At 61.4% G+C, this 23,096-nt stretch carries 16 protein-coding genes and 1 tRNA gene; 11 read left to right on the plus strand and 6 right to left on the minus strand.

All coding sequences use genetic code 11. From position 1 onward, the window contains the following. Positions 1-21: 21 nt before the first annotated feature. Entirely contained in the window at positions 22-462 is a 441-nt protein-coding gene (locus HN018_RS18670; RefSeq protein ID WP_171835114.1) for a hypothetical protein, read from the plus strand. A gap of 70 nt (positions 463-532) precedes the next feature. Continuing rightward, positions 533-609, plus strand: a tRNA-Arg gene (locus HN018_RS18675). 137 nt (positions 610-746) lie between these two features. Here the strand turns inward: HN018_RS18675 and HN018_RS18680 are convergent. Together HN018_RS18680 and HN018_RS18685 are read right to left on the minus strand one after the other, a co-directional pair. Further along, complete coding sequence (locus HN018_RS18680; protein ID WP_171835113.1) at positions 747-1,985, minus strand: carbohydrate-binding domain-containing protein; 1,239 nt, start codon at positions 1,983-1,985, stop codon at positions 747-749. A 400-nt stretch (positions 1,986-2,385) separates the two neighbouring features. Further along, positions 2,386-3,621 (minus strand): carbohydrate-binding domain-containing protein, encoded by a 1,236-nt coding sequence (locus HN018_RS18685; protein WP_171835112.1) that lies wholly within the window; start codon positions 3,619-3,621, stop codon positions 2,386-2,388. Positions 3,622-4,758: 1,137 nt separating this feature from the next. On the opposite strand from HN018_RS18685, the gene HN018_RS18690 reads away from it, so the two are divergent. From HN018_RS18690 to HN018_RS18730, 9 genes are all read left to right on the plus strand, one after another. Continuing rightward, positions 4,759-5,685, plus strand: coding sequence for a glycosyltransferase family 2 protein (locus HN018_RS18690; protein ID WP_171835111.1), 927 nt, complete (start codon positions 4,759-4,761; stop codon positions 5,683-5,685). A gap of 1,779 nt (positions 5,686-7,464) precedes the next feature. Next, the gene (locus HN018_RS18695; RefSeq protein ID WP_171835110.1) at positions 7,465-9,018 is read left to right on the plus strand and encodes a glycosyltransferase family 2 protein; all 1,554 of its coding nucleotides are present in this window, start codon (positions 7,465-7,467) and stop codon (positions 9,016-9,018) included. Positions 9,019-9,146: 128 nt separating this feature from the next. Further along, complete coding sequence (locus HN018_RS18700) at positions 9,147-12,719, plus strand: glycosyltransferase (RefSeq protein WP_171835109.1); 3,573 nt, start codon at positions 9,147-9,149, stop codon at positions 12,717-12,719. A 173-nt stretch (positions 12,720-12,892) separates the two neighbouring features. Beyond that, positions 12,893-14,251, plus strand: a complete 1,359-nt coding sequence (locus HN018_RS18705; protein WP_171835108.1) for a DegT/DnrJ/EryC1/StrS family aminotransferase — start codon at positions 12,893-12,895, stop codon at positions 14,249-14,251. Further along, positions 14,248-15,708: an aminotransferase DegT gene (locus HN018_RS18710; protein ID WP_171835107.1), complete on the plus strand. Its 1,461-nt coding sequence runs from the start codon at positions 14,248-14,250 to the stop codon at positions 15,706-15,708. Before HN018_RS18705 ends, HN018_RS18710 begins: the two co-directional genes overlap by 4 nt. 34 nt (positions 15,709-15,742) lie before the next feature. After that, positions 15,743-16,570: a class I SAM-dependent methyltransferase gene (locus HN018_RS18715; RefSeq protein ID WP_171835106.1), complete on the plus strand. Its 828-nt coding sequence runs from the start codon at positions 15,743-15,745 to the stop codon at positions 16,568-16,570. A gap of 95 nt (positions 16,571-16,665) precedes the next feature. Next, on the plus strand, positions 16,666-17,079 hold the full coding sequence (locus tag HN018_RS18720) for a GAF domain-containing protein (protein ID WP_338033993.1): 414 nt from the start codon (positions 16,666-16,668) through the stop codon (positions 17,077-17,079). 5 nt (positions 17,080-17,084) lie between these two features. Beyond that, positions 17,085-17,504: an NUDIX hydrolase gene (locus HN018_RS18725; RefSeq protein WP_204259577.1), complete on the plus strand. Its 420-nt coding sequence runs from the start codon at positions 17,085-17,087 to the stop codon at positions 17,502-17,504. 71 nt (positions 17,505-17,575) lie between these two features. After that, a complete protein-coding gene (locus HN018_RS18730; protein WP_171835105.1) occupies positions 17,576-18,553 on the plus strand; it encodes a retroviral-like aspartic protease family protein in 978 nt (325 codons plus the stop codon). Here HN018_RS18730 and motA read toward each other — a convergent pair. From motA to HN018_RS18750, 4 genes are read right to left on the minus strand one after another with little or no spacing between them, the layout of a single operon-like run. Then, positions 18,546-19,412: a flagellar motor stator protein MotA gene (gene motA / locus HN018_RS18735; RefSeq protein ID WP_171835104.1), complete on the minus strand. Its 867-nt coding sequence runs from the start codon at positions 19,410-19,412 to the stop codon at positions 18,546-18,548. The two genes, HN018_RS18730 and motA, sit on opposite strands and share 8 nt — an antisense overlap. A 6-nt stretch (positions 19,413-19,418) precedes the next feature. Next, positions 19,419-20,465, minus strand: a complete 1,047-nt coding sequence (locus tag HN018_RS18740) for a flagellar motor protein MotB (RefSeq protein WP_171835103.1) — start codon at positions 20,463-20,465, stop codon at positions 19,419-19,421. Positions 20,466-20,507: 42 nt separating this feature from the next. After that, entirely contained in the window at positions 20,508-21,953 is a 1,446-nt protein-coding gene (locus HN018_RS18745; protein ID WP_239478822.1) for an ArnT family glycosyltransferase, read from the minus strand. Then, the gene (locus HN018_RS18750) at positions 21,950-23,050 is read right to left on the minus strand and encodes a glycosyltransferase (protein WP_171835102.1); all 1,101 of its coding nucleotides are present in this window, start codon (positions 23,048-23,050) and stop codon (positions 21,950-21,952) included. Before HN018_RS18750 ends, HN018_RS18745 begins: the two co-directional genes overlap by 4 nt. Positions 23,051-23,096 lie beyond the last annotated feature (46 nt).

A 23,096-nucleotide genomic window follows, 5' to 3' on the forward strand; every position in this document is an offset into this window, starting at 1 on the left:
GGGCCAGGGTGGAGAAAGACGATGTGGCATACCCAAGCCGGACTGCACCGATTACGTCCGTCCTGCATGATTGTCCTGGCGGCAAGCCTGGCACTGTGCGGATGCGGCGGCCCGACCCCGGACGATCCCATCGGCGAGTGGACCGGCACTCTCGTACCCGAGAAGGGATCTTGCCCCGTCGATACGCCGTCACGGTTGCTGGTCGACCGCGAGACCGTGTCCTTCATTCCGGCCGGTGGCGTGCTGGTTCTGCAAGGCAAGCGCGTGTCGGACCGCAACCGGTTGCACGCCCAGTTGCAGCTGCGGGACATGAACCACAAACCGCTGCCGATGGTGTTCGAGGGACGCCTCGCCCGGGACGGAAGCCATGTCGACGGCACCTACGGCACCCCGTCCTGCCGGGCGCATATCGGGCTCTATCGCCCGGCCGACCATCCGCTGGAGCGTGCCCTCGGCAACTGAGATCCCGGAAGCGACGGGTGGGGCTTGCGAAGCAATAGACCTTCCGCTACATCCCGCCCCCACGGCCCAAGCACCCGTAGCTCAATTGGATAGAGCACCAGACTACGAATCTGGGGGTTGGAAGTTCGAGTCTTTCCGGGTGCGCCACGCCGTCCATCGACCTCGTTCAGATGTCGACGAGCAGGCGCTGGCTGTCACGAAACAGAAAATTCCCCCCCGTTCATCGAACGGGAGGAATTGTCGGTCGGTTGGACGTTGCGGCAACCGAAGCGGGTGCCGGTCAGCTACTTGATCACGGTCACCGGAGCGTTTTGTGCAAGCCAGAACGCGGCGGCGTTCAGGCTTTCCGAAGCAGTTCCGGTCTTGGCGATCACCGCGCCCGGACCTTCATAGTTCTCGACACTATAGTCTGTCGGGATCGCGTTTGCCGCCACCAATTTCGTCACGGCCGCCGTAACGTCCTCCACGAATGTTGGGCTACCGCCAGGCGAGAAGACGACCGAAGTGCGGATCCCGTTAGCAACGCCCCACCGGATCTGAGCTTCGATGAACTCCGGCCAGCCAGCACCCAGGGTGATGAAGTTCCTCGCCGGAATATCGATGGCGATCGCGCCACCATACAGGCAGGCCTGTGCCAGATTGCCCCATACCCGATCGGTCGCCCCAAAGGTCCCACCCAGCGCCGCGACGCCCCCGCCCGGCGTGGCGAACGGTGCGATCGTGACCTTCGACAAGGCCGGACGCGACCGAACCTTATCCATCCAGGTCTTGACCCCCTTCAGGTCGGACGCCGTATAGCTTTCGACCGAACCACCCAGGTTCAGATTGATGTACTGCGGAGTCCAGCCAGACGAGGCGAGAAAGCTGTCATAGGCATTTCCGTTGTCGAAGAAGCCATTCTGGCCAGCCTCGAAAACGCCGCCACCATAGGGCTGGAACGACGTCAGGATCTCCCGATCGACGGCGGCAGTCGCCGGGCTGACCGCGCTGCCATGGATGTAGATGCCGCCCCGGCCGGTGGCCAGCAGGTTGGCGACACTGGCGGTGGTGAGATTGGTGAAACCAAAGTCCCCGCCAACAAAGACATTTCCGGTCTGAATGGTGAAGCTCACACTTCCTGGCTTGTCGAGGGCTCTGTCAGCAATCGTAGTGCTACCATCATAGGTAAGCATATTGACATAGAGATTGCGATCCTTGGCAGCGGACCCGCCGTACGCGTCGTTCAGGAAGTTCACGCTGACGACGTGCTTTCCAGTTCCCCATGAACCGAGAAGCATGAAGTTCTGCGACGCCCCGGCGCCATGCAGCGCCGTCGACGTGAGCTTGCCGTTTATCTGCTTGCCATCGACAGCGACGGTGAACATCGCATCACCCTTATAGGCGTCCTCGGACATGTTGAGGACCAGCGTATCCGTCGACATGGCATATGCCCGCTGGTGAAATGCTGTTGCCGATATCAATCCAAGCCCAACGAGAGCGGCTCGCGTCGCTAACCGGATCGATGAATGAATTGCCTGGGTCATGTGCTTTTCCTTCCTGACCCGAGATGAATATCGGGTTGGTGCCAGGCAGTAATGACAGCCCGCAGCGGCGAAAGGAAAGCTTTAATAACGAGTTTTTTACGATAATATCGTCTCGATATATCAACGTTCAGCTTGGGTTGGTCATCGGCGTATACCGTCCACCCTTATGGGACGTGACGGGTTTTCTGAGACTTTCTATACTACCTTAGGTTGTAGTTACATCTTAACGCCGGTAATTTATAACCCAAGGTAGAATATGTTTATTTTCATTTTCTCAGGGTTGTGTACCGATTGACTTCTCTACCTCTGACCTTGCCCCGCTATAAATGATCGTGACGAAAAGCTCCCTCCCCGTTTCGGGCCGGAGAGAGTGCTCGTCGGTTTAATCACTGACTGCTTGTTACTTACCGGCTGCCACTGGGGCATTCTTCGCCAGCCACAAAGCTGCAGCATTGAGGCTCTCGGATTGATTTTCCGAACCGGCGATCTTAGCCCCTGCACCAGTATAGTTCTCTACGCTGTAGTCGGTAGGAATCGCGTTCGCAGCGACCAGCTTGGCAACAGAAGCAGCCACGTCCTCGACGAAGGTCGGGCTGTTGCCGGGCGAGAAGATCACCGATGTACGGATCCCGTTAGCGGCCCCCCACCTGATTTGCGACTCGATGAACTCGGGCCAACCCGCGCCCAGCGTTATGAAGTTTGAAGCGGGAACATCGATTGCGATCGCGCCGCCATACAGGCACGCCTGTGCGAGATTCCCCCAGACCGGATCGGAAGCCGAGAACGTACCGCCCAACGATGCTACATTGCCGCCCGGAGTTGCGACCGGAGCTATGGTGGCGCCGGCAAGCTCTGATCGCGAACGGACCTGATCCATCCAGTTCTTCACCGACGCGAGATCCGACGCAGAATAGCTGTCGACCGGACCACTCAGGTTCAGGTTGATCGCCTGCGGGACCCATCCTGACGCGGCCAGGTAGCTGTCATACGCATCCCCCCGGTTGAAGAAGGTGTTCTGTCCGGCTTCGAAGACGCCCCCGTATGGCAGGAAGGCAGTAAGGACGGCGCGAACAGCGGCGGCCGTCGCGGCGCTGACTGCGGTGCCGTGCAGATAGACGCTGCCTCGGCCTGTCGCCAGCAAGCCGGAAACGCCTCCAGTCGTTAGGTTCGTGAAGCCGAAGTCTCCGCCGATGAAGATATTTCTGTCTGCAGTCGTGAAATTTCTGGTGCCGTTAGACATGAGCGCCGCGTCAATGACCGTGGCACTGCCGTCATAGGTCAGGGTGTTGACGTAGAGGTTGCGGTCGGTTGTAGGTCTGCCCGCATACAGGTCGTTGTTAAAGCTCACCGAAACGACATGCGCACCCGCCCCCCACGACCCGCTAACCGTAACGTCCTGCGAAGCGCCAGACGCGTGAGCTGCCGTCACTTTCCGCGCGCCGCCAACCTGACTGCCATCGACTGAGATCGTGAACGACGCGTCGCCTTTATACGCATCCTCCGACACGTTGACGACCAGCGTATCGGCGCCCGCAGCTCGAGCGCTTCTATATTCGGTCATCCCGGAAAGAAGCGTAAGTCCTGCAAAGAGATTTCTTTTAGACAAGCGAATGGAGGGTTTGATGGCAGAGATCACACTTAATTCCTTGCTGATACGATATGAGACAGATTGACCTTGGCATCTCGGAACGGATGCGGAAAGTGCCTATTTGCGTCGAAACGATGTCTTATTATTTTAATAGTCTGTGATTTTACAAAGGAGACCTCTTGTGAATCATCCTAATAGGAAATAATTCAGTATCGTTCCGATGTCGGTCCGGTTTGCATTGGACAAGAACCAGGAGCCGGACATGGGAGCAGAGTCCCACTCGCCTGATGTTATAACAGTCGTCCTGAATGTCAGGAGGTTCATGAGGGCAAGCAGGGACGATACCTACCGACTCATCTCGTCGATGACCTGAGTGCTTGTCCGCTACTTCCGGTCGGGGCTAGGTAGCCGCATGCCGTTGGATACCGACGGTGCAGCTTCCTGATCGGATGAGCACCTTGGCTAAGGCCGCAGCGTGGTGGCCCAGCACCCACCCTTCAACGCCTGATACTGGGTGCAGCTTAAGCAGTTCAGAATGACGGTGAGGATGAAATTCGGAGCTGGCGAGACCTCGCGACGTGATGGAGAGCAGATGTCTGCACATCCGAACGCCCTCGCCTGCCGCGATCCTATCGCGATTCCGGCAACTACCTGCTCCTGCTCGCCGATGAGGCCTTCGGCTTCAAAAGCCGGGGCAAGAAGCGGGTTGTAGTCAATAATCCATTATTTCGCGCATAAGTTGTATGAGGCAATATTAAAGCGAGTCGCGCTATGGTTGTGTGTGACTGCTAGGGGGAGAGCGTCGCCACTCGCATATACCCTCTTCCACGAAGCTCTTCTTCCACAGGGCTTTGGTCACCCGAGCCCGCTCCGTGCCAACGCTATGCTATCAGCGCCTCGACAGCTAATAACGGTAAAATGATGCGTCATGGATGACCTGATGAGTAGTCCCGCCCTAAGACGATGTCCGCTATTTGGTATACGCGATCCTATAATGTCGCCCGCGTTATTTTCCATAACCATACCCACGCCGTCGATTTGGAGCCTCGGCACAGACGCCCAGGAGGACGGCCCCGCTTCGATAAGGCATGTCCCTCATGGAATTTCGGCGGAGGCCCGATCTTACGAGGCTTTATCCGCAGATTTCGGTTTCTTGACCGGGACGAAGATCGGGAATCATACAGCATGACTAGTCGAAAGCTCGGTATAGCCGTTACGACATATAACCGTTGCGACATTTTACTCTCGGGGCTGGAGGCGATAAAGCGCCTTACTTCGATAGATTACGAACTTGTTGTCTGCGACGATGGTTCGGTCGATGACACCGTTTCAGCCTTAACCAGGCATAATATAACGGTCGTCGGCAAGACGAATAAAGGCATAGCCTGGAACAAGAACCGGGGACTTTTTTACCTTAGTCAACACATGTGCTGCGACACAATCATCTTGCTTGACGATGATGCACATCCGGTCTTGATGGGCTGGGAACAGGAATGGATCGCAGCTTGCGATCGGTTCGGGCATGTGAACTACATCCCGCCGCACTACCGCGAAAGCCTGCTTGCAGGAAAAATGACGGCAACGAACCCTGGGGTCGGTCCGACGGTAGGGGGCATGGCAATCGGACAGACTGCACAAGCCTTATCCTGTGTTGGATACATGGATGTGCGCTTCGGCCGCTACGGACATGAGCACTCAGACTTCACGGGGCGCTTCGCTCGTGCAGGATTTGGAGGTTTCAAATATCAAGGGCTCACAAGCATAGAAGACGTTTATTACCTCATCGAGGGCGGTATAGAGCTTGTTCCAAGCGAGAGCAGCGGCACACCTCACGATCTTTCCCAAAATGGGGCACTGCTGGGTCAGCTAGCGAATGATCCCATCTACCGATCACCCTGGCGGACCGATGCCGAGATGCGCGATTTCCTGTCCGAGATGCCAATCGCGTTCTGGGGTGCGCAGGGGGGGTTGATTCCTCCGCGTGAAGCGTTCAGCGCGAGCGCGTATCTCACCCAGTATGACGACGTTCGTGACGCAAATAACGACGCGCTCGAACATTATGTCCGGGCTGGGCGCTCCGAAGGACGGGCTTATGGTCGGGCAACGGAGTAGTATACCCGGGCTAGTCCGCCGGAATTGGTGTCGGGAATTATCCTGATCCGAAAGCGTTTTCTTTGCGACCTCGGATCATGGAACCAAGCCTCGGATCTTGGCGACGGTCCGGATGCCAACTGCATCGCGATGTCGGTGATGCCGATCCGGTCTTGATGGGTGTGCACAGCAAAGCCACGCCCTCCAGGACACGATGCACACGCCTGGAAGCCACACCAATGAAGGTGCCTGCTTGGCCGCCGCCCCGATCTAGAACCATGCCGGCCGCGAACCGATCGAGATCTGGCACAGGACGAGGGAGGAATCGGCCAGCAGAGGCACGCTGATCTGGCACTAGCTCGAACGCGGTCTCACGTGCCGGCGCCGCGGAAGCGCTCCTATACGTAGGCGAATTTGTTTGGAATGGTCCGTAACGCTGGCCACGGCCAGCATTGAAAGCGTGAACTTGATGCTGGTCGCTATCGGCGGCTACGCATCGAGGAGTGCCAGTGCGGTGGTTCGTGTGGATGGCGCCACTTGGCACCAACCGGACAACAAAAACGTCGGGAAACTACCTGCTTACAACCACCTCCACCTGACCCTTCAACATATTCGCCGTAGCCGTTGATACGTGCTGTCAAGCTAGAAATAGCCCTGCTGCAGTGGCAGAACGCGTCCGCGGTCATCGCCAGCCACCTGGGCGCCGGTAATTGAATGTCGCGACTGAGAGAGCTTTGCAGGCACTCCAAAGCCCTGCTCAAGCCACACAACCTCGCCGTCAGTAGATGGAACCTGCCCTCTTAACGCGTTCTTTCAGACTGTTCTCACTTTAAGGTTGTATCTATGTGCGATAGAACATCGAGTTAATGACAGTGCGCCGTTGATCGTAGATGGTCGCCATGACGCGCAAAACGACCCCAGCGAACACGGATTCGGATGCATCCGATCTGGACAGCCGAACGTCAATCTCTATGCGTGGAATCGAATACCGTGATCAGGGGCCGCACCCCGACATCACCAGGGTGGGGTCCACCCATCCGACACGCGGTCAGTATACGCAAATATAACTTGCAGCCATACTGGCAGCGAGTAGTTAAGTTCGTATGTTTATTGGCAATTTAACGTCCGACAACGACTAAGTGATGATGCAACGGTAAAGTCATGACTGCAACGTTTGCGTGCGCCGGGGCAGGAACTTACCTCCCATAGGAGTTGCGTCACCAGTCCAGTGCCCTTCGTGGTCTGGAAGGACGCGGGACCGCAGCGCCGCTACACCGACCGAGACGGCAATTCCGCTGATCATTGCAGCACCTAGATGGAAAGCCCTGCTAAAGACCGGGCCCTCGATCAAGCAATGAGACAGAACGGATAACGACATTTTCATTCATCGACGGCATTGCAAAGCATCTACGGAACGAACCGAGGTTAATAAATCATTATTTCTCGCGTAAGTTGTATATACCTGTATCAAAGTCAATCGCGCTATGGTTGTCTCTGGCCATGATGAAGAGGTCATCGCGGCTGAGGGCTCTACTTTCCAAGGCGGACGTGAATTCTAGAGAGTTTGAGCCGGCATCGAAGTTCGGCAGGATCTCATCCTATCGATAGAGGCGTCTGTAAACTTAGCTGGATAACGAATTTTTGACGGTCGGTTGGAAATGGGGCGTGCTTTAGACGGCTGAATCCGCTTTCCATGATTTAGCCTTGAAGCGGCTATCTACTGTGTCCGATATGCCCTGTGCTCGATTCTACCGCGCCTATGACCATCTTGAACGACAGACAGAGACAAGGACCCGAGCCATGGCGACAATCGCCTGCCTGATCATGATGAAGAACGAGCAGACACTTATCGAGCCCTGGCTGCTTTACCATGCCGACCTGTTCGGCATCGACAACCTCTATGTCTTCGATAACGGGTCGACCGATGCCCACAGCCTGGCGATACTCGAGAAGTACGAGAGCCAAGGCCTCAACGTCGACCGGTTCTTCACGACCCCGAGCGCATATGCTCATAAGGGCGATATCATCAGCTTGCTGGTCAAATCCCTCGATGGCTTGAATAAATACGACTTTTTTGTACCGCTCGACTGCGACGAGTTTCTTATGCTCCGCGACCCCGGTTCGGAGAGCGGGTATACGTCCTCGAAAGACCGCATTATTAGCTACTTTGACTCGATTGATGCCGACGAGGGTCGGATCCTGAAGGTCAGGGAAAACCTGACCAACGTCCTCGGCCATGCCGGTCTGTTCAAATCCGCTTTCTCAGCCAACACGATCTACCCGAGAAATTCTCTGGTCGAGACCGATCATGGTTACCAGAACGCGACGTCCAGCCGTGCGCCCGGATATCGGGAAGTCGATCTGGCTTATGCGCACTTCCATTATCGCCCTTACGAAGAACTCATCCAGGTCTCGCGCGAGAAACTGCGGATGGCACTGACCGACGGCGACATGAACAACAAGGTCACCTTGAGTAACTTCAAGGGCCGGGGATCCCATCTGGTTGAATATTTCATGAACGATGCCGAGACCTATTATGGCCGTTTCCGGCACGTCCCCACCGGGATACTGTTGCCTGAGTTGACCGAGCGGTTTTCTGCACTGGGCGTGCCGGTACCGTTCTCTGACTTCGAGCTTCCCAAGGAAACCGCACGCAACCTGGTGATCGATAGCATCGAACACGACTGGATCCAGGGCTGGGCCCGCGATCGGACCAATCCGAGGCAACCTCTCTTCACTCAGCTTCTGCTCGATAACGTGCCGTTCGTGGAAATGATCTGCGACGAGCCACGTGCGGATGTCATGGCAGACGGATACGAGACCGATCAGGTCGGTTTCCGCGTGCGGCTACCGGAGGTAGTTCTCGATGGCTCCAGCCACACTCTTTCGGCTCGCGACCTGGAAGGTAACGGGATCCCCCTGTCCCTGAACAACGTCATGTTCCAGTCGATCGAGGTCAGCGCCGACGCGTTTCTCCCGGTCCGGAGCCATATCGATGGCGTGACCGATGGCGGTGTCGAGGGCTGGGTCCTGAACGGCCAGGACGGTGACGAGCTCAAAGGAGGCTGCTCGGTCATCCTGGTCAATGGTTCCAAAGTAATCGCCGAGACTGTCGCAGATCTCGAACGCCAGGACGTGTCTACTGTGCTGGGTGGCGACCCTAACTGCGGCTTCCGGTTTGAGCTTCCAAATGACGGTGTCGCTGGCGACCTCAGCCTATACGTAATGCCTGGAATGCGGCCACTTCATGGTAGCCCGTTCAACTTAAACGGCACTGCAAGCATTAGTACTCGTGATTTGCCGAGCGAGCTCCTGGTCGCAGCGGCCGGCACACCGACGTTGGTCGCCGCCTAATTCATCGCCTTGTCACCGACGTCCTAAAACAGGAAGCGAGTATTTTAATCATGCCGAACTTCCTGTCTTCATGGACTGCCTCCGAAGAAAACCAGGTTAAGGCCACAAATATGCGCTCGGCTATCTGCATGGTCGTCAAAGACGAAATCGATGATATCCCACAATGGATCATCCATCATCGCCTTGTCGGCTTCGACCAGATCATCATCTATGGAAACGGTGCCACCGACGGTTCGGCCGATCTCATCGATGCAATGGCGGCCGAATTCCATGTTGAGCATATACTGTGGCCAACCCCTGAAGGCAGGCCGGTTCCTAAGCTCGTCTATGAGGATTGCCTGCGCCGCTTCGGTGGCGCGTACGACTGGATCGCATTCCTGGATGCCGACGAATATCTGGTTCCCGCGGACCCTGAATCACACATTGGATCGCTGTTGGAGCAGCACCGCGATCACTCGGCCATCGCCATCAACTGGCTGATTTTTGGCTCCTCCGACGCTCCGAACACGAATGGGCTTCTCAACACCGAGACGTTCCTAAATCGAGCTGAGGATCAGTTTTCGGCAAACCGCAATGTAAAGTCGATCATCCAGCCGAGCCGGACGATCGAATGCGTCAACCCGCACGCCTTCGTTTGCGACGGTCCCTACTTCACCCTCGACAACGAGATGGTGGAATGGGCATCGGAAGGCCTTGGCGTGGTTCCCGATGGGAAGGTCGTGGTCGGCTCATGGCGGATCCACCACTACATGATCCGGTCGCACGATCATTGGCGTCGCCGTCTGGTTCGTGGAAACGACTCCAAAGGTGCGGAATGGGACGAGGTGTTTCGTCATCACGACCGCAATGAAATCGAGGATCTTACCGCACTCCCGTTAGCGGCCCGCGTGCGGGAGGTCATGACTGAACGCGAGATCTGGTCGTTGATCGAGACTCATAGAACCGACAAGTCCGATCGTCGTACGCCGGTTCCGGATGCCGCCATGCAACTCGTCGCCGAGCCCATCCAGATACCGACGATCGCACTGGTTGCCGGGACGGACCTCGATGCCGAGAAGCTTCGTTCCGTGGAGAGCAGCGCCGTGGCAGATGCCGTTTCGGACGATGACCAACTCTGGACCCAGAGTGGGCTACCGGTTGCACCGTCGGTGGAATGTCATCTCGATACCCTGTCCTCGACCCTCGTTCGCGGTTGGGCGGTGAACTTCGCCGACGCCGAGACGCCGCTGGTCATGCACATCATCATCGACGGTGCGAACGTGGCGGCTGTTCCCTGCCTTATCGAGCGCCAGGACGTCCGGGCTGCCGGTTACCCCTCCGCCCGGGTCGGATTTGAGTTCACGCTCGAGCGTCGGTTCTTCAACGCGCAGACGCATCGGCTCGAGTTCCAGACCGTCAGCGGGGAAGTCATCCGGATCTCGACGCCTGACGAGAAACTCGAGTTCTACGATTTCAGCGAGAAATGGAAGCCGGCGGTCCGCAGCCTGGTCGATGGCATGCACGAAGGCGTCATCAAGGGATGGGTGCTTCGCGAGGAGCAGGATCATGCCTGGCTCGGCGGGTGCAATATCGTCGTCACCTCGAACGGCACGCACGTCGCCAACATCAAGGCCAATCGCAATCGCGGCGACGTCGGGAAGGCCATGGGTGCCGATGTCAATTGCGGCTTCGAGTTCCTGCCGCCGATCGCCTTCCGCAAGGCACATCCGCAAGCGTTCCGCTTCTTCCTGGCGCCGTACGATATCGAGCTCACCGGCAGCCCCTACACGACCAGCTTCGTCAGCGACGGCAACGAGGCGGCCCTGCTGGATCTCAACGACACGCTCGATCGTCTTTATGTGGAAATGACCAGGCTCCGCCGCCAGGTCAAGACGATGCTGCCGAAGCACGTTCACAACCTGTCCGATTACGATACCTGGGCAAGAACCTATCTCGAGGCGCTTCGTACGCGTGTCGAGAAAGAGCGCTACGCGCGCAGCCGCAACCTCAAGACGTTCGAGATCGCGCGCTCCGAGCCGCTGGTCAGCATCGTGTGCCCGACCTGGCGTCCGAAGATCAGCGACTTCTGCGCAGCGGTCGAGTCGGTAATCGCCCAGACCCTGCAGAGCTGGGAGCTGATCCTGATCGACGATGGCAGCCAGATGCCGGACCTGACCGCGCAGATCGATGCCTTCACCAAGCGCGACCCGCGCATCCGCGTCATCAGGCGTATGAAGAACGTCGGCATCAGTGCAGCGACCAACGCCGGCATGCGGGCGGCACGCGGCGACTGGCTGGCGTTCTTCGACCATGACGATCTGCTGGTGCCGGTCGCACTCGAGCTGATGGTATCCGAAGCACAGCGTACCGGTGCCAAGCTGCTCTATTCGGACGAGGATAAGATCGACGACAATGGCTACTATTCGGAGCCGGCGTTCAAGACCGACTGGAACTACCGCCTGCTGCTAGGCTGTAACTACATCTGCCACCTGGTCATGCTCGACCGCGCCACGATGAAGCAGGTCGGTTTCCTGAACCCGAAATACAACGGCGCCCAGGATCATGACTATCTCCTGCGTGTGTCGGAAGTGCTGCGGCCGGACGAGATCCACCATGTCCCGGAGGTGCTGTATCATTGGCGCAAGTCGGAAACCTCGACCGCCAGTAGCACGTCGGCCAAGCAGTATGCGGTCGATGCCGGGGTCTATGCGATCACCGACCATCTGGCACGCCGCGGCAAGTCGGCCGAGGTCACCAGCTTCAACGACAGCACCTGGTACAAGGTGCACTGGAAGATGGAGCAGCAGCCGAAGATCACGATCATCATTCCGTACAAGGAACAGATCAAGACGACGCGCACCTGCATCGACTGCATCCTGGCCGGGACGGACTACGAGAACTTCGACGTCATCCTGGTCGATAACTGGTCTACCTCGGAAGAGGCGATGCAGTTCTCCGAAGAGATGGGGCAACTCGACAACGTGCGGGTGCTCAGGGTCGAGGAGGAGTTCAACTACTCGCGGATCAACAACCTGGCAGCGCGTGCCAGCGACGCCGAGTTCTTCGTCCTGATGAACAACGACCTGTTCGTGACGGATAAGTCCTGGCTGCGGACGATCCTGGACGAGGCGCTGGTCGACGAGCAGGTCGGGATCGTCGGCGGCAAGTTCGTCTATCCGAACCGTCGCGTTCAGCATGCCGGCGTCGTCCTGGGCGTTGGCGGCGTTGCCTGCCACTCCCATTCCGGCATCGGCGAGGATGAGCCAGGCTATGCGGCTCGGGCGTTGTTCGCCCAGGAGGTTTCTGCGGTCACCGCTGCCTGCCTGTTGATCCGCGCCGACATTTACTGGCAGGTCGGCGGCCTGGACGAACAGCATCTTGCGGTGGCGTTCAACGACGTCGATCTCTGCCTGAAGGTCAGGCTAGCTGGCTACAAGGTGGTCTGGACACCCGAATTCCTGGCCGAGCATCATGAGTCCCTGAGCCGTGGAAGCGACGAGATCCGTCCGGAGAAGGAGGCCCGCTTCTTCCACGAGATGCAGACGATGATCGAACGCTATGGCGACTACCTCAAGAACGACCCCTTCTACAGCAAGCACTTCACGCTCGAGCATCGTCCGTTCTTCGATCTCAGGGACCTGTTGATCGTTCCGGACGTTGCAAGACGGTCGACCCCGATGACGCTTAACCCGCCGCTGGCGCACATGGACGCTGCCGATTGATCAGGACGAGGCTGGATATGGTCGAGATGTGTCAAATCGACGGTAATCGGCTTCTACCCGACCGTATATCGTAGGTTGTGTTTCATTGCCTATGCTTAATGAAACGGCCTTCTGCGGTGTCATTGATCGGCACTTCTGCATTGCCCCTTTAGTTGTTTGATAGGATCGGAAAGATGGCGACCCTCGAGCTTTCAACACAATTTGGCGAGCTGCATTCCGGCACGTCGAACGATGAAAGCCATGCTGATTCGCCGACGTTCGACATCCCGTTCATCCGCCCGAACCCGCCCAGCCTTCGCAGCCTTGGGCCAGATCTTGCGCGGATCGAGGCGTCCGGGGTGTTCACCAACTATGGTCCGACCAATACCCGCTTCGAGCGCACTCTCGAGAACGACATGTTCGGCGGCCGTGGGTCCTGCCTGACCGTCTGCAACGCCACAATCGGTCTCATGATGGCGATCCGTTACGTCGTCGACCGCGCCGAGGCACAACGGGCGAGCACTCACCGCAATGTCCATGGCCGGCGCTATGCCCTGATGCCGTCCTTCACGTTCGCAGCCGCTGCCCATGCGGCCGACTGGGTCGGTCTGACACCATTGTTCTGCGACATCGACGAGAATGACTGGGCAGCGTCGGCAGCAGCCGAGGACAGCCTGATCCGCCAATATGGCAGCGAAATCGCGGTCATCGTTCCCTACGCGACATTCGGCAACAATATCGACCTCAGGCGCTACGAGCGCATCGCTGCCGAGACCGGCATCCCGGTCGTGGTGGACGCGGCCGCATCCCTGGGCAGCCTCGAGCTGTTCGGCGAGGCGTTCGGCGCCAGTTTCCCCTTTCCAATCGTATTTTCGATGCATGCCACCAAGACCTTCAGCACCGGTGAGGGTGGCGTCATCTACTCTACGGACCGGACAGCGATCAGCGACCTGCGCACTATGGGTAATTTCGGCTTCGGCGAGCCGCGGTCGGCCACGATGCCGGGGCTGAATTCAAAGATCAGTGAGGTCTCGGCACTGCTCGCCCTGACCCGGCTGAAGGATTTCGATGGCGTGGTCGGTCACCGCGAACGCCTGGCGATCCTCTATCGCAGCATGCTGCCGGGCTGGGGGTTCCAGCGGATGAACGGGCTGCGCTGCGCCTACCAGTTCATGCCTGTTCTGCCGCCCGGCATGGTCGCGATGCCACGGGATGAGATCGTCGCGTCCCTCAAGATTCGTGGCATCGGCGCTGCGTGCTACTTCGCGCCTCACGTCGCGGAACAGCCATTCTTCCGCAACCGAGCGGTGTGTGGCGACCTGGCGGTAACCGAGCGCGTGTCGAAATCTATCATCGCGCTTCCCCTGTGGGACGGCATGACTGGCGAGATGGTGAAGATCGTCTGCCAGACCCTTCTGGAAATCTGTGGCCTCGATGCTTCCCCGACCTTGGTTCCGTCCTCCCTCGCCACCATACCATCGATGAACTCCGCCCTGGCGCAGCTCGACAGCTTCTCGGACCGGGTCATACCGTTGATGGAGACCGCCACATGACGAACATGATCGAGACCGGAGCGCTCATCGTCGGCGGCGGTCCGGCCGGCTTGGCACCTCTGCTTGCAGCCTCCTATCTGGACCTTCTACCGAGGCTCCTGTCGGACGGCCTGGTGATCGCGGAGGGTGGTGGTCATATCGGAGCCGGTGGGATCGGCCGCTACATCATCAATTCGGACAGCTCGGCCATCACCTTCCTTTCGTGCGTCGTCGACAATCCCGATCCGCGGCTTGCCGCGGTGGCGAAGCATCCGGCTGCGCTGGCGATCGCCGGTTGCGGCCGCGGCGCCGTTCCGCTGGCGCTGGTCGGCGCGTTGATGGAGCAGGTCGGGCAGGCGCTCGACACGGTGGTCCGGGACGCGCCCCACGGCACCGTCATGACGCATCACACCGCGCTGCATACCCAGAGACGCGCTGACGGACGCTGGTCGACGCGCCTGCGCTCCACCGCGACGGGACAGGATACCGAGATCGTGTCGGCCAGCGTCGTTCTGGCATGCGGCGGCCATCAGCCGGACTTGCGGCTGGAGAACGAACTGGTTGCCGGAGGTTCGCTGCTGCCTGATTACGGCGCCAAACTCATTCAATCCGACGTGGCTCTGACCGCGGCGGGCCTGACCGACATACGGCGCCGTCTGGCCGGGGTCGCCGACCCGCGCATCGTGGTGATCGGCGGTTCCACCAGTGCCGTGGCGACCGTCCGGCTTTTGCTGGAAAGTCTCGGTAGCCAGTTGCAGGCCGGTGCCATCACCCTGATGCATCGCCGGACGCTCACGCTGTTCTACCCTTCCGCCGATGCCGCCCGCGAAGACGGCTATCTCGCCTTCGGGCCGGATGACCTGTGTCCGGTGAGCGGCTTCGTGTTCCGATTCGGCGGCTTGCGGTTCGACTCACGCGACCTGGTGATGCAACTCCTTGGCGTCGGTGGTCAGCCGGCAGAACCACGCGTGACGCTGCATCGCCTGGCAGGTGATCCCGACCAGGATGGAATTGCCTTCGACCCGGCCGAGAGCCGGCGTGTTCTCGACGAGGCCGACGTGGTGATCTCGTGCCTCGGCTACCGTCCACGCGCACTGCCGGTCCTGGACATGGATGGGACGGTGATCCCGCTCCTGGCGGATCAGCCGGGCGGCGCGCTCGTCAATCCGCAGTGCGGGGTAGTCGATGCGCACGGCCGTGAAATTGCCGGACTGCTGGGGATCGGGCTCGCGGCAGGCTTCACGCCGCATGGCAGCATGGGCGGCGAGCCATCCTTCCGTGGGCAGGCGAACGGGCTGTGGCTCTGGCAGAACGATGTCGGCGCACTGGTCAGCCGCCGCATACTCGATCGGGCCGTCTCAATCCGATCCGCAACGGAGCTGCATGCCGAGACCGGGACATCCCTGAAACGGCCGCCGGTTGCTCCGATAACGATGTGGTCCAATAGCGAATACCAACCCCTGGCGGTCGAAGCCTGATGACGAGGAAAATTTATCCGGACATACTTGCAGGATGAGCATCGACCTGATTGTCGGGGGTACTCCATCCACCCTGCCTGAGACGACATCCAGCACATCGAGCCTCTACAGCTCGATCGCGGTGGATTACGACGAGAGCTATGAGCGCCCGACGCACAGGCGTGTCTATGACCTCCTGGCCTGGGAATACGCCCAGTCGATCGCCCTGCCGGCGAACGCCTGCATCGTCGATGTCGGGTGCGGCACTGGTCGCTGGATTCCGCGCTGGCTCGAGCGCGGACACCGGGTGATCGGCATCGAAGTGGCCCCCGGCATGATCGCCGAGTTGAAGGCCAAATCGTTCGACGGCGATTTCGCGTTGATCGAATCCCGCATGGAAGAGGCGGTGATCGCCCCCGGTTCGGTAGACCTCGTTCTCGCGCTGGGCTCTGTGCAATACGCCGCCGATCCGGAGGCGATGATCCGGCGGTTCGCAACCTGGCTACGGCCGGGCGGCGCCGTCTGTCTGTATGTCGACGGCCTGAAGTCGCTCGTGCTCGAACTCATTCGCGACGGACGGCAGGAAGAGGCGCTGGACCGCCTGGAGAACCGGGCCGGCCTGTTCCGGGACGGCGACCACGAGGCGCCGCTCGCCCTGTATGACCGGCACACGCTGGAGGCGCATTTCGCCGAGGCCGGCCTGGTCGACGTGCACTGCCATGGGCTGGCGGTGGCGGCGAGCGCACTCGGGCGTACCGGCTCCACCGAAGCAATGGAACAGGACGAGGAAGCCGCGATGGATATCGAGCGCGCGCTTTCTGCCGATCCGGCAATGGCGGATGCCGGCCTGCATATCCTCGCCATCGGGTTCCGCCCGCTATAGCTTGAGACGCTTGCCCTATTCGCCCGGAGTATCCGACGCTGTCGATCGAAACATCCGCTACTGACCTGGACAGCCTGCTCGAGACGCTCGCTGCCTTGTTCGCCGGTGAACATAACCTGATCGCCAACTCGGCCAACATGGCGGCGCTCTTGTTCCAGACATTGCCGGACGTGAACTGGGCAGGATTCTATTTCATGGCGGATGGCGAACTCGTGCTGGGCCCGTTCCAGGGGCGGGTTGCCTGCGTGCGTATCCCACTTGGCCGGGGGGTCTGCGGCACGGCCGCCGCGCGGCGTGAAACGATCCTGGTGCCGGACGTGCACCTGTTTCCCGGGCACATCGCCTGCGACGCCGCGTCGCGCAGCGAGGTCGTGGTGCCGTTGATCCAGGACGGACGGCTGCTTGGCGTGCTCGATATCGACAGCCCGGTGGCAAACCGCTTCTCCGAAAGCGACCGCATCCTGTGCGAGGCAGCGGCCACGCTGCTGGTGCGCTCGCTCACGGCCTGACCGAGTTGATTGCCCCGGTCGCGGCGGTCATTTCGGTGGTGGTACGCCGGGGCCAGGTTTTGCTGGTGCGGCGCGCCAACCCACCGGATCAGGGGCTGTGGGGATTTCCGGGCGGCCGCATGGAAGCGGGCGAGACCATGTTCGCGGCGGTGGAGAGGGAGCTTCTGGAGGAAACCGGCATCCGGGCCCATGCCGGGCGGCTGGTCGATGGGTTCGACCTGTTAGACCATGCTCCGGACGGAACGCTTCGGGCACATTTCGTGCTGCTGGTGATCGCGTGCGACTGGATCGTCGGCACGCCGGTCGCGGGGGACGATGCGCTGGACGCGGCATGGTTCGACCTGGATGGATTGCGCGACAACGACCCGCGCTTCAGCGAACGCGTGGCCGCGATCGCACGGAAAGCACACGAAGCCTCAGCCTGAGCCGACCCATGGCCTGACGGGCTCGATAGGCCTAGGTTGTTCCGGATACATAACCAAGTTCGAGACCAGCGATGTCCAGGACAGCAGCGACCCTCCGATGGGGCTGGATACCTGCCCTGCCGATCCGGCGCGCAGTCTGCTTCGGGTTGCTGATGCTGCTGCTGACCGGATGCAGCGAGGACAACCAGCAATCCTGCCGGATCGGGATGGCAGCCGATCTGCCGCTCCTGGCCAATACGATGATCCCGGCCGTGAAGGCCAGTCTGGACGGCCGCGACGTCGTGCTGTTTATCGATACCGGTGCCGTGATGTCATCGGTTTCATCCAGTGCTGCCGAGCGGTTCGCCTTGAGTGGAGGCATGGGAAGCCGGTCGGTGACGCTCGGTGGCATCGGTGGTGCGATCATTGCTCCACTCGTCACTGTCCGGCACCTGGGCCTGGGTTACGGTCATGCGCGCGACATCGAGTTGCCGGTCCTGCCGGGCCTGCCCGCCAGCGTGCAGGGCCTGCCGGTGCTCGGACTGTTCGGCGCCGATTTCATGGCCAACTACGACGTCGATATCGACATCCCGAACCATCACTTCGCGCTTTATCTCTTGCATCACTGCGGCAAGAATATCCAGCCGTTCGACCCCCCGTACTTCCAGGTGCCATTCCAGCTCGATGGGACCGCGATCAAGCTGGATCTCAAGCTCAACGACACGGCGCTGAACGCCGTACTCGATTCAGGCTCATCCATCACCACCATCACCGAGGAGGATGCCGAACGGGCCGGAGTGACGAAAACGCTGCTGGCGTCGGATCCGGGCAACACGCGACTGATCGGGATCGACCACCATCTTATCAAAGCGCGCCGGCACCAGTTCGGCAGCCTGGAGATCGGGGACGAGCAGATGAGGAACTTCCATTTCGCCGTGGCCGATATTTCCAGCGGCACCTCGTTGCTGGGCGCGGACTTCCTTCGCCTCAATCATGTGTGGATCTCGTATTCGCGCCAGATGCTGTTCATCCAGCCGGCCAATGACCTCATGCATGCCACGGTCAAATGATCTGCAGGTTCTGGACCACGATCTCGAGTTCCTGAAACGTCGGCATGTGCTGGGTCGGTACCATCTTGCGGCCGCTTTCGATGCTGATCTGTGGCGGGTTTCCATGCAGATGCGCCACGATCACCGCGCGGATCAGCTCGTAGTATTTCGATTCCTCGATCACCACCGACCGTAGTTTCGCGGCGATCGGCGCGACGACGCCGTAGGCCAGCAACACGCCCAGGAAAGTGCCGACCAACGCGCCGCCGATCATCTCCCCCAGCACTGCCGGCGGCTCGCTGATTTTCGACATGGTCTTGATGACGCCGAGCACCGCTGCGACGATGCCCAGCGCCGGCAGCGCGTCCGACATACTCTGCAGCGCGTGGCACGGGTGCAGTTCCTCGGCCAGCGTCTTTTTCAGTTCGCGCGCCATGATGTCGTCGATCTGGTGCGGGTCGTCGGCATTCATGCCGACCATGCGCAGATAGTCGCAGATCATCGAGCTGGCATGCCGGTTCGCCAGCACCTTCGGAAAAGCAATGAAAGCACTGCTGCTCTCGGGGCTTTCGATATGCGGTTCGATTGCCGTGGCGCCCTTGGCCGAAGCCAGCCGCACGAAAAAATAGAGCAGGCTTAGCATCTCGACATAGTCGGTCTTCTTGTAGGCTGGTCCCTTCACGGTCTTCTTGAAGCCGGCGACGGTATGCTTGATCTCCTGGATCGAATTGGCCATCAGGAAACTGCCGACCGCCGCGCCCAGGATGCTGAGCAGCTCGAACGGCATCGAGGCGATCAGCGGGCCGATCGCGCCACCCGACGCGATGAAGCTGCCGAACACGCAGAGCAGCAGGAACACCAGGCCACCGATGGTGAACATCGCGGCTCAGCTCCCGCCGGCATGCTGGCGACGCAACGTCAGGACGATGCGGCGATTGGCGCTTGCCAACGGGTCGGCGGGCAGCAGCAGATGCCGGTCGGCGAAGGCGGTCACCTCGCTGATCCGGCGATCCGACAGGCCGGACCGGACCAAGAGGTCGCGCGCTGCATCGGCACGCCCGGACGACAGCGTCCAGTTCGAGATGCCGCCCGACGGCCACGGCGCCGCATCGGTATAGCCACCTATCGACACCGGCTCGGGAAGCGTCTCGAGGAACGGTGCCACCTTGCGCAGCAAGGCGCTGGCACGGGCATTGAGCGTGGTGGCGCCACGGTCGAACATGGGCAGCCCTTCGCGGTCCATGATCTGAATGCACAGGCCATCGGGTGTGACGTCGATCGCCATCTGGCCTGCGAACTCGGCCAGCGCGGGATCGGCGCCGACGAGGCTCCGCATCCGTGCAGCCGCGTCCTTGAGGCTTGCATCCTCGGCCGCAGCTTCGGCGTGGTGCGTCAGGCTGGACGGGCCGCCGCCATCGTCGGGCTCCACGGCCAGTGCGACGGTCGAGCCCTGCCCGGCAACGGCAGCGGTTCGGCCTAGCCCGGACGGCGGAGCGTCGTCGTCGCTGTCGGGTGTGGCGGGTATTCCGTCCCCGTCGGTTGCCACTTGGCCCGGCGCGGTCTGGATCGATACCGTCTGTGGCGGTGCATCCGCGGGCGGCGCGCCGGTACCCCTGGCGACCAGGCTGGTGCCCTTGTCCAGTGGGCTTATGCCGCCCGGCACCAGTCCGGCGCCGGAAAATCCGTTCTCGACGTTGGCAAGCGGGCTGAAATAGGCGGCGATGCCTCGGCGCTGCTGCTCGGTGGTGGCGTTGAGCAGCCACATCAGCAGGAAGAACGCCATCATCGCGGTGACGAAATCGGCGTAGGCGACCTTCCACGCGCCACCATGATGGGCTTCCACCACCTCCTCCTCGCGTCGGATGATGATGTTGACGACTTCGCCCTTGCCGCGCCGCTTGACCATTCCCGGCACCGCCCCCGATTGCGTCATTCACCTGATGACGCATCGTGACCGATCCGGCTTAACCAGCCGCTAACGCGGCGCCGGCAGCCGCGCGATCTGCACCGCAAGGTCCGGTGGCAGGTCGGGCCGGATCCTGGCCCGATACAGCCGGTAGCGTTCGGCGACGCGGCCGTCACGCTCACGGACCAGTTCGCCGACCGGCACCAGATCTGCCCAGTAGCGCGGGTCGGGGGCATCGTGCCGGCGCTCGCTCCTGACCAGCAGCCCGGTCGCCTCGCCCGCGGTGTCGTGCGGCAGCCGGAACATCTGCCAGCGCGGCTCGATGCCCAGCACCACCCGTCCGGGCAGGTCGCGCGCGAGCTCGGCGGCAAGCCCGTATTCGTCGGCGGCGATGAAGCCCGGACCGGAACGCCCGACCGCCAGCGCCAGCTCCGGCCAGCCGGCGAGGCGCTGCAGGGTGACGTCGAGCGCACGCGGCAGCGGGAACGGTGCGAACGTCGCCTGCGCATAGACCGGCAGCACGAGGGCGAAACCGAGCACCGACGCAGCCCGCCACCAGCGCGCACCGGCCGAAGCGGCGATGACCGCACCCGGATAGAGCAGCCCGGGCCAGTTCGCCTGCACCCGGTCGCCGAGCGCGTGCTGGACGAACACCGCGAGCGGCAGCAGCGTCACCCAGGCGAGCAGTGCCGGTCCGGCCTCGCCGCGTCGTCCTGCCTGCACCGCCCGAATCATGCCGGCCACCAGCAGCACCAGGATGAACGGCGTGGCCAGGCCAAGCTGTCCGCCCAGCAGTTCCGGCAGGTAGCGGCCGGCACGGGCGGGCTGCCAGGCGCCGGTTCGGCCTCCCTGCTTGGCGAAGCTTGCCCAGCCGTGCGTCGCGTTCCAGTCCAGCACCGGGGCGAACAGCAGAAGTGCCAGCGCGCCGGCAATCCATGGCCAGGGCGTGCGCAGCCACGACCGTCCGGCGCGGGTGGTCAGCAGCCACAGGACCAGGCCGGCTCCGGTCAGGACGGCGGTATACTTGCTGTCCAGCGCCAGCCCGATCGCCAGGCCCACGAGGAGCCACCAGCCTCGACGCCCGGTCGCCAGCACGCGGCCGAGTGCCGCGAGCGCCAGCGTCCAGAAGAACAGCAGCGGCGTGTCCGGGGTCATGGTGACGCTGCCGACGCCCAGCAGCAGGGTCGCGTTCAGCATCACCGCGGCGACGATCCCCCGCCGCCGACGCTCCTGGCGGGTGCCGCCCCACAGGTCGGAGGCGGCGGATGCGAGCAGCAGCGTACCCAGGGCAGCCGACAGCGGAGCCAGCAACCGGACCCCGATCGGGCCGCTGCCGAGCATCGAGGTACCGGCGCGGATCCAGAGTGCGGTCATCGGCGGATGATCGAGATAGCCGGGCGCCAGTGCCCGCGACCAGACCCAGTAGTAGCTCTCGTCCGCCGATATTGGCGTGAACCCGCACACCAGCAGCCGCAGCACGGTCAGCGCGCCGAGGGCAAAAACCCAAGCCTTCAACGCAGGCGCCAGATCAGTGTCGAGGAGACGGCATAGTTCCACACCACGCCGATCGCGGCCCCGGCGGCGCCGGCCGGTTCCCAGCCATGGTGGGCATCGTGCAGTGCCCGCGCGATGCCGATATTGGCGACACCGCCCGCGCTGCAGACCAGCATGAAAAGGGCCAGCCCCTGCCACATGCGCCTGCCGCGCAGACGCCGGTCGCGATAGGTCAGCGCGTTGTTCAGCCAGAAATTGACGCCCATCGCGACGATCGTGCCGACCGTCTGCGATGTGCCGAAATGCGCCCCGGATCGGCGCATCAGGTCCAGCACGACGAGATTGACGAGTACTCCGGCGCCTCCGACCACCGCGAAGGCGATGAAGCGGCCCGGCAGGTAGCCCCGGCAGGCCTTGTCGAGCAGCATGACCGCGAACTGGACCAGCACCAGCACGTCGAGCTTGCTTTCCCCCGCGATCCGCGGCCGGAACCGGGCCGGGATCTCGAGCACGCGCGGCGGCTGCGGCGCAGACAGGATCAGGTCGAGCAGGATCTTGAAGCCTTCGCCGCTAAGTCTCGGCGCAACCTGCTCGAAGTAGCGCCGTTCGCAGGCGAAGAACCCGCTCATCGGGTCGCCCAGGGGTGCGAAGCCGGGCCGCATCGGCAGCAGGCGCTGCGCGATCCGGATGCCGGTCTCGGACAGGCGGTGCCGCCATGGCGAGGACAGGCCGGACGCATCGCCGCCGGCCACGTGGCGCGAGCCCACGGCGATGTCGCAAACGCCCTGCGCGACCGCATCGAGCATCGGCACCAGCCTGGTTTCGTCATGCTGCAGGTCGCCGTCCATGACCGCGATCAGCGGCGCCGACGAGGCCAGCACGCCTTCTATTACCGCTGACGACAGGCCGCGCCGGCCGATCCGGCGCAGGCCGCGTACCCGCGGATCGATGGCGCCGAGCGACCTGATCTCGTCCGAGGTGCCGTCCGGACTGTCGTCGTCGACGAAGATGACCTCCCAGTCGCGCCCGGCCAGGGCAGCGTCCAGGCTCGCCACCAGCGGGCGCACGTTGGGTCGCTCCTTGTAGCAGGGGACGATTATGCTGATCAGGGGTGGCATCGGTTATCGGGGAAGCCCTAGAGACCGTTTGAGACTGCGCTAGGCC

Origin of the sequence: Lichenicola cladoniae, assembly GCF_013201075.1 — a bacterium.
In the GTDB taxonomy this organism is placed as follows: Bacteria; Pseudomonadota; Alphaproteobacteria; order Acetobacterales; family Acetobacteraceae; genus Lichenicola; species Lichenicola cladoniae.

Excerpts from the sequence above, each read along its gene's own strand:
- HN018_RS18670 (WP_171835114.1), top strand. The coding sequence starts at position 22 with ATGTGGCATACCCAAGCCGGACTGCACCGATTACGTCCGTCCTGCATG.
- HN018_RS18680 (WP_171835113.1), bottom strand. The coding sequence starts at position 1,985 with ATGACCCAGGCAATTCATTCATCGATCCGGTTAGCGACGCGAGCCGCT.
- HN018_RS18690 (WP_171835111.1), top strand. The coding sequence starts at position 4,759 with ATGACTAGTCGAAAGCTCGGTATAGCCGTTACGACATATAACCGTTGC.
- HN018_RS18695 (WP_171835110.1), top strand. The coding sequence starts at position 7,465 with ATGGCGACAATCGCCTGCCTGATCATGATGAAGAACGAGCAGACACTT.
- HN018_RS18700 (WP_171835109.1), top strand. The coding sequence starts at position 9,147 with ATGGTCGTCAAAGACGAAATCGATGATATCCCACAATGGATCATCCAT.
- HN018_RS18705 (WP_171835108.1), top strand. The coding sequence starts at position 12,893 with ATGGCGACCCTCGAGCTTTCAACACAATTTGGCGAGCTGCATTCCGGC.
- HN018_RS18710 (WP_171835107.1), top strand. The coding sequence starts at position 14,248 with ATGACGAACATGATCGAGACCGGAGCGCTCATCGTCGGCGGCGGTCCG.
- HN018_RS18715 (WP_171835106.1), top strand. The coding sequence starts at position 15,743 with ATGAGCATCGACCTGATTGTCGGGGGTACTCCATCCACCCTGCCTGAG.
- HN018_RS18730 (WP_171835105.1), top strand. The coding sequence starts at position 17,576 with ATGTCCAGGACAGCAGCGACCCTCCGATGGGGCTGGATACCTGCCCTG.
- motA (WP_171835104.1), bottom strand. The coding sequence starts at position 19,412 with ATGTTCACCATCGGTGGCCTGGTGTTCCTGCTGCTCTGCGTGTTCGGC.
- HN018_RS18740 (WP_171835103.1), bottom strand. The coding sequence starts at position 20,465 with ATGACGCAATCGGGGGCGGTGCCGGGAATGGTCAAGCGGCGCGGCAAG.
- HN018_RS18750 (WP_171835102.1), bottom strand. The coding sequence starts at position 23,050 with ATGCCACCCCTGATCAGCATAATCGTCCCCTGCTACAAGGAGCGACCC.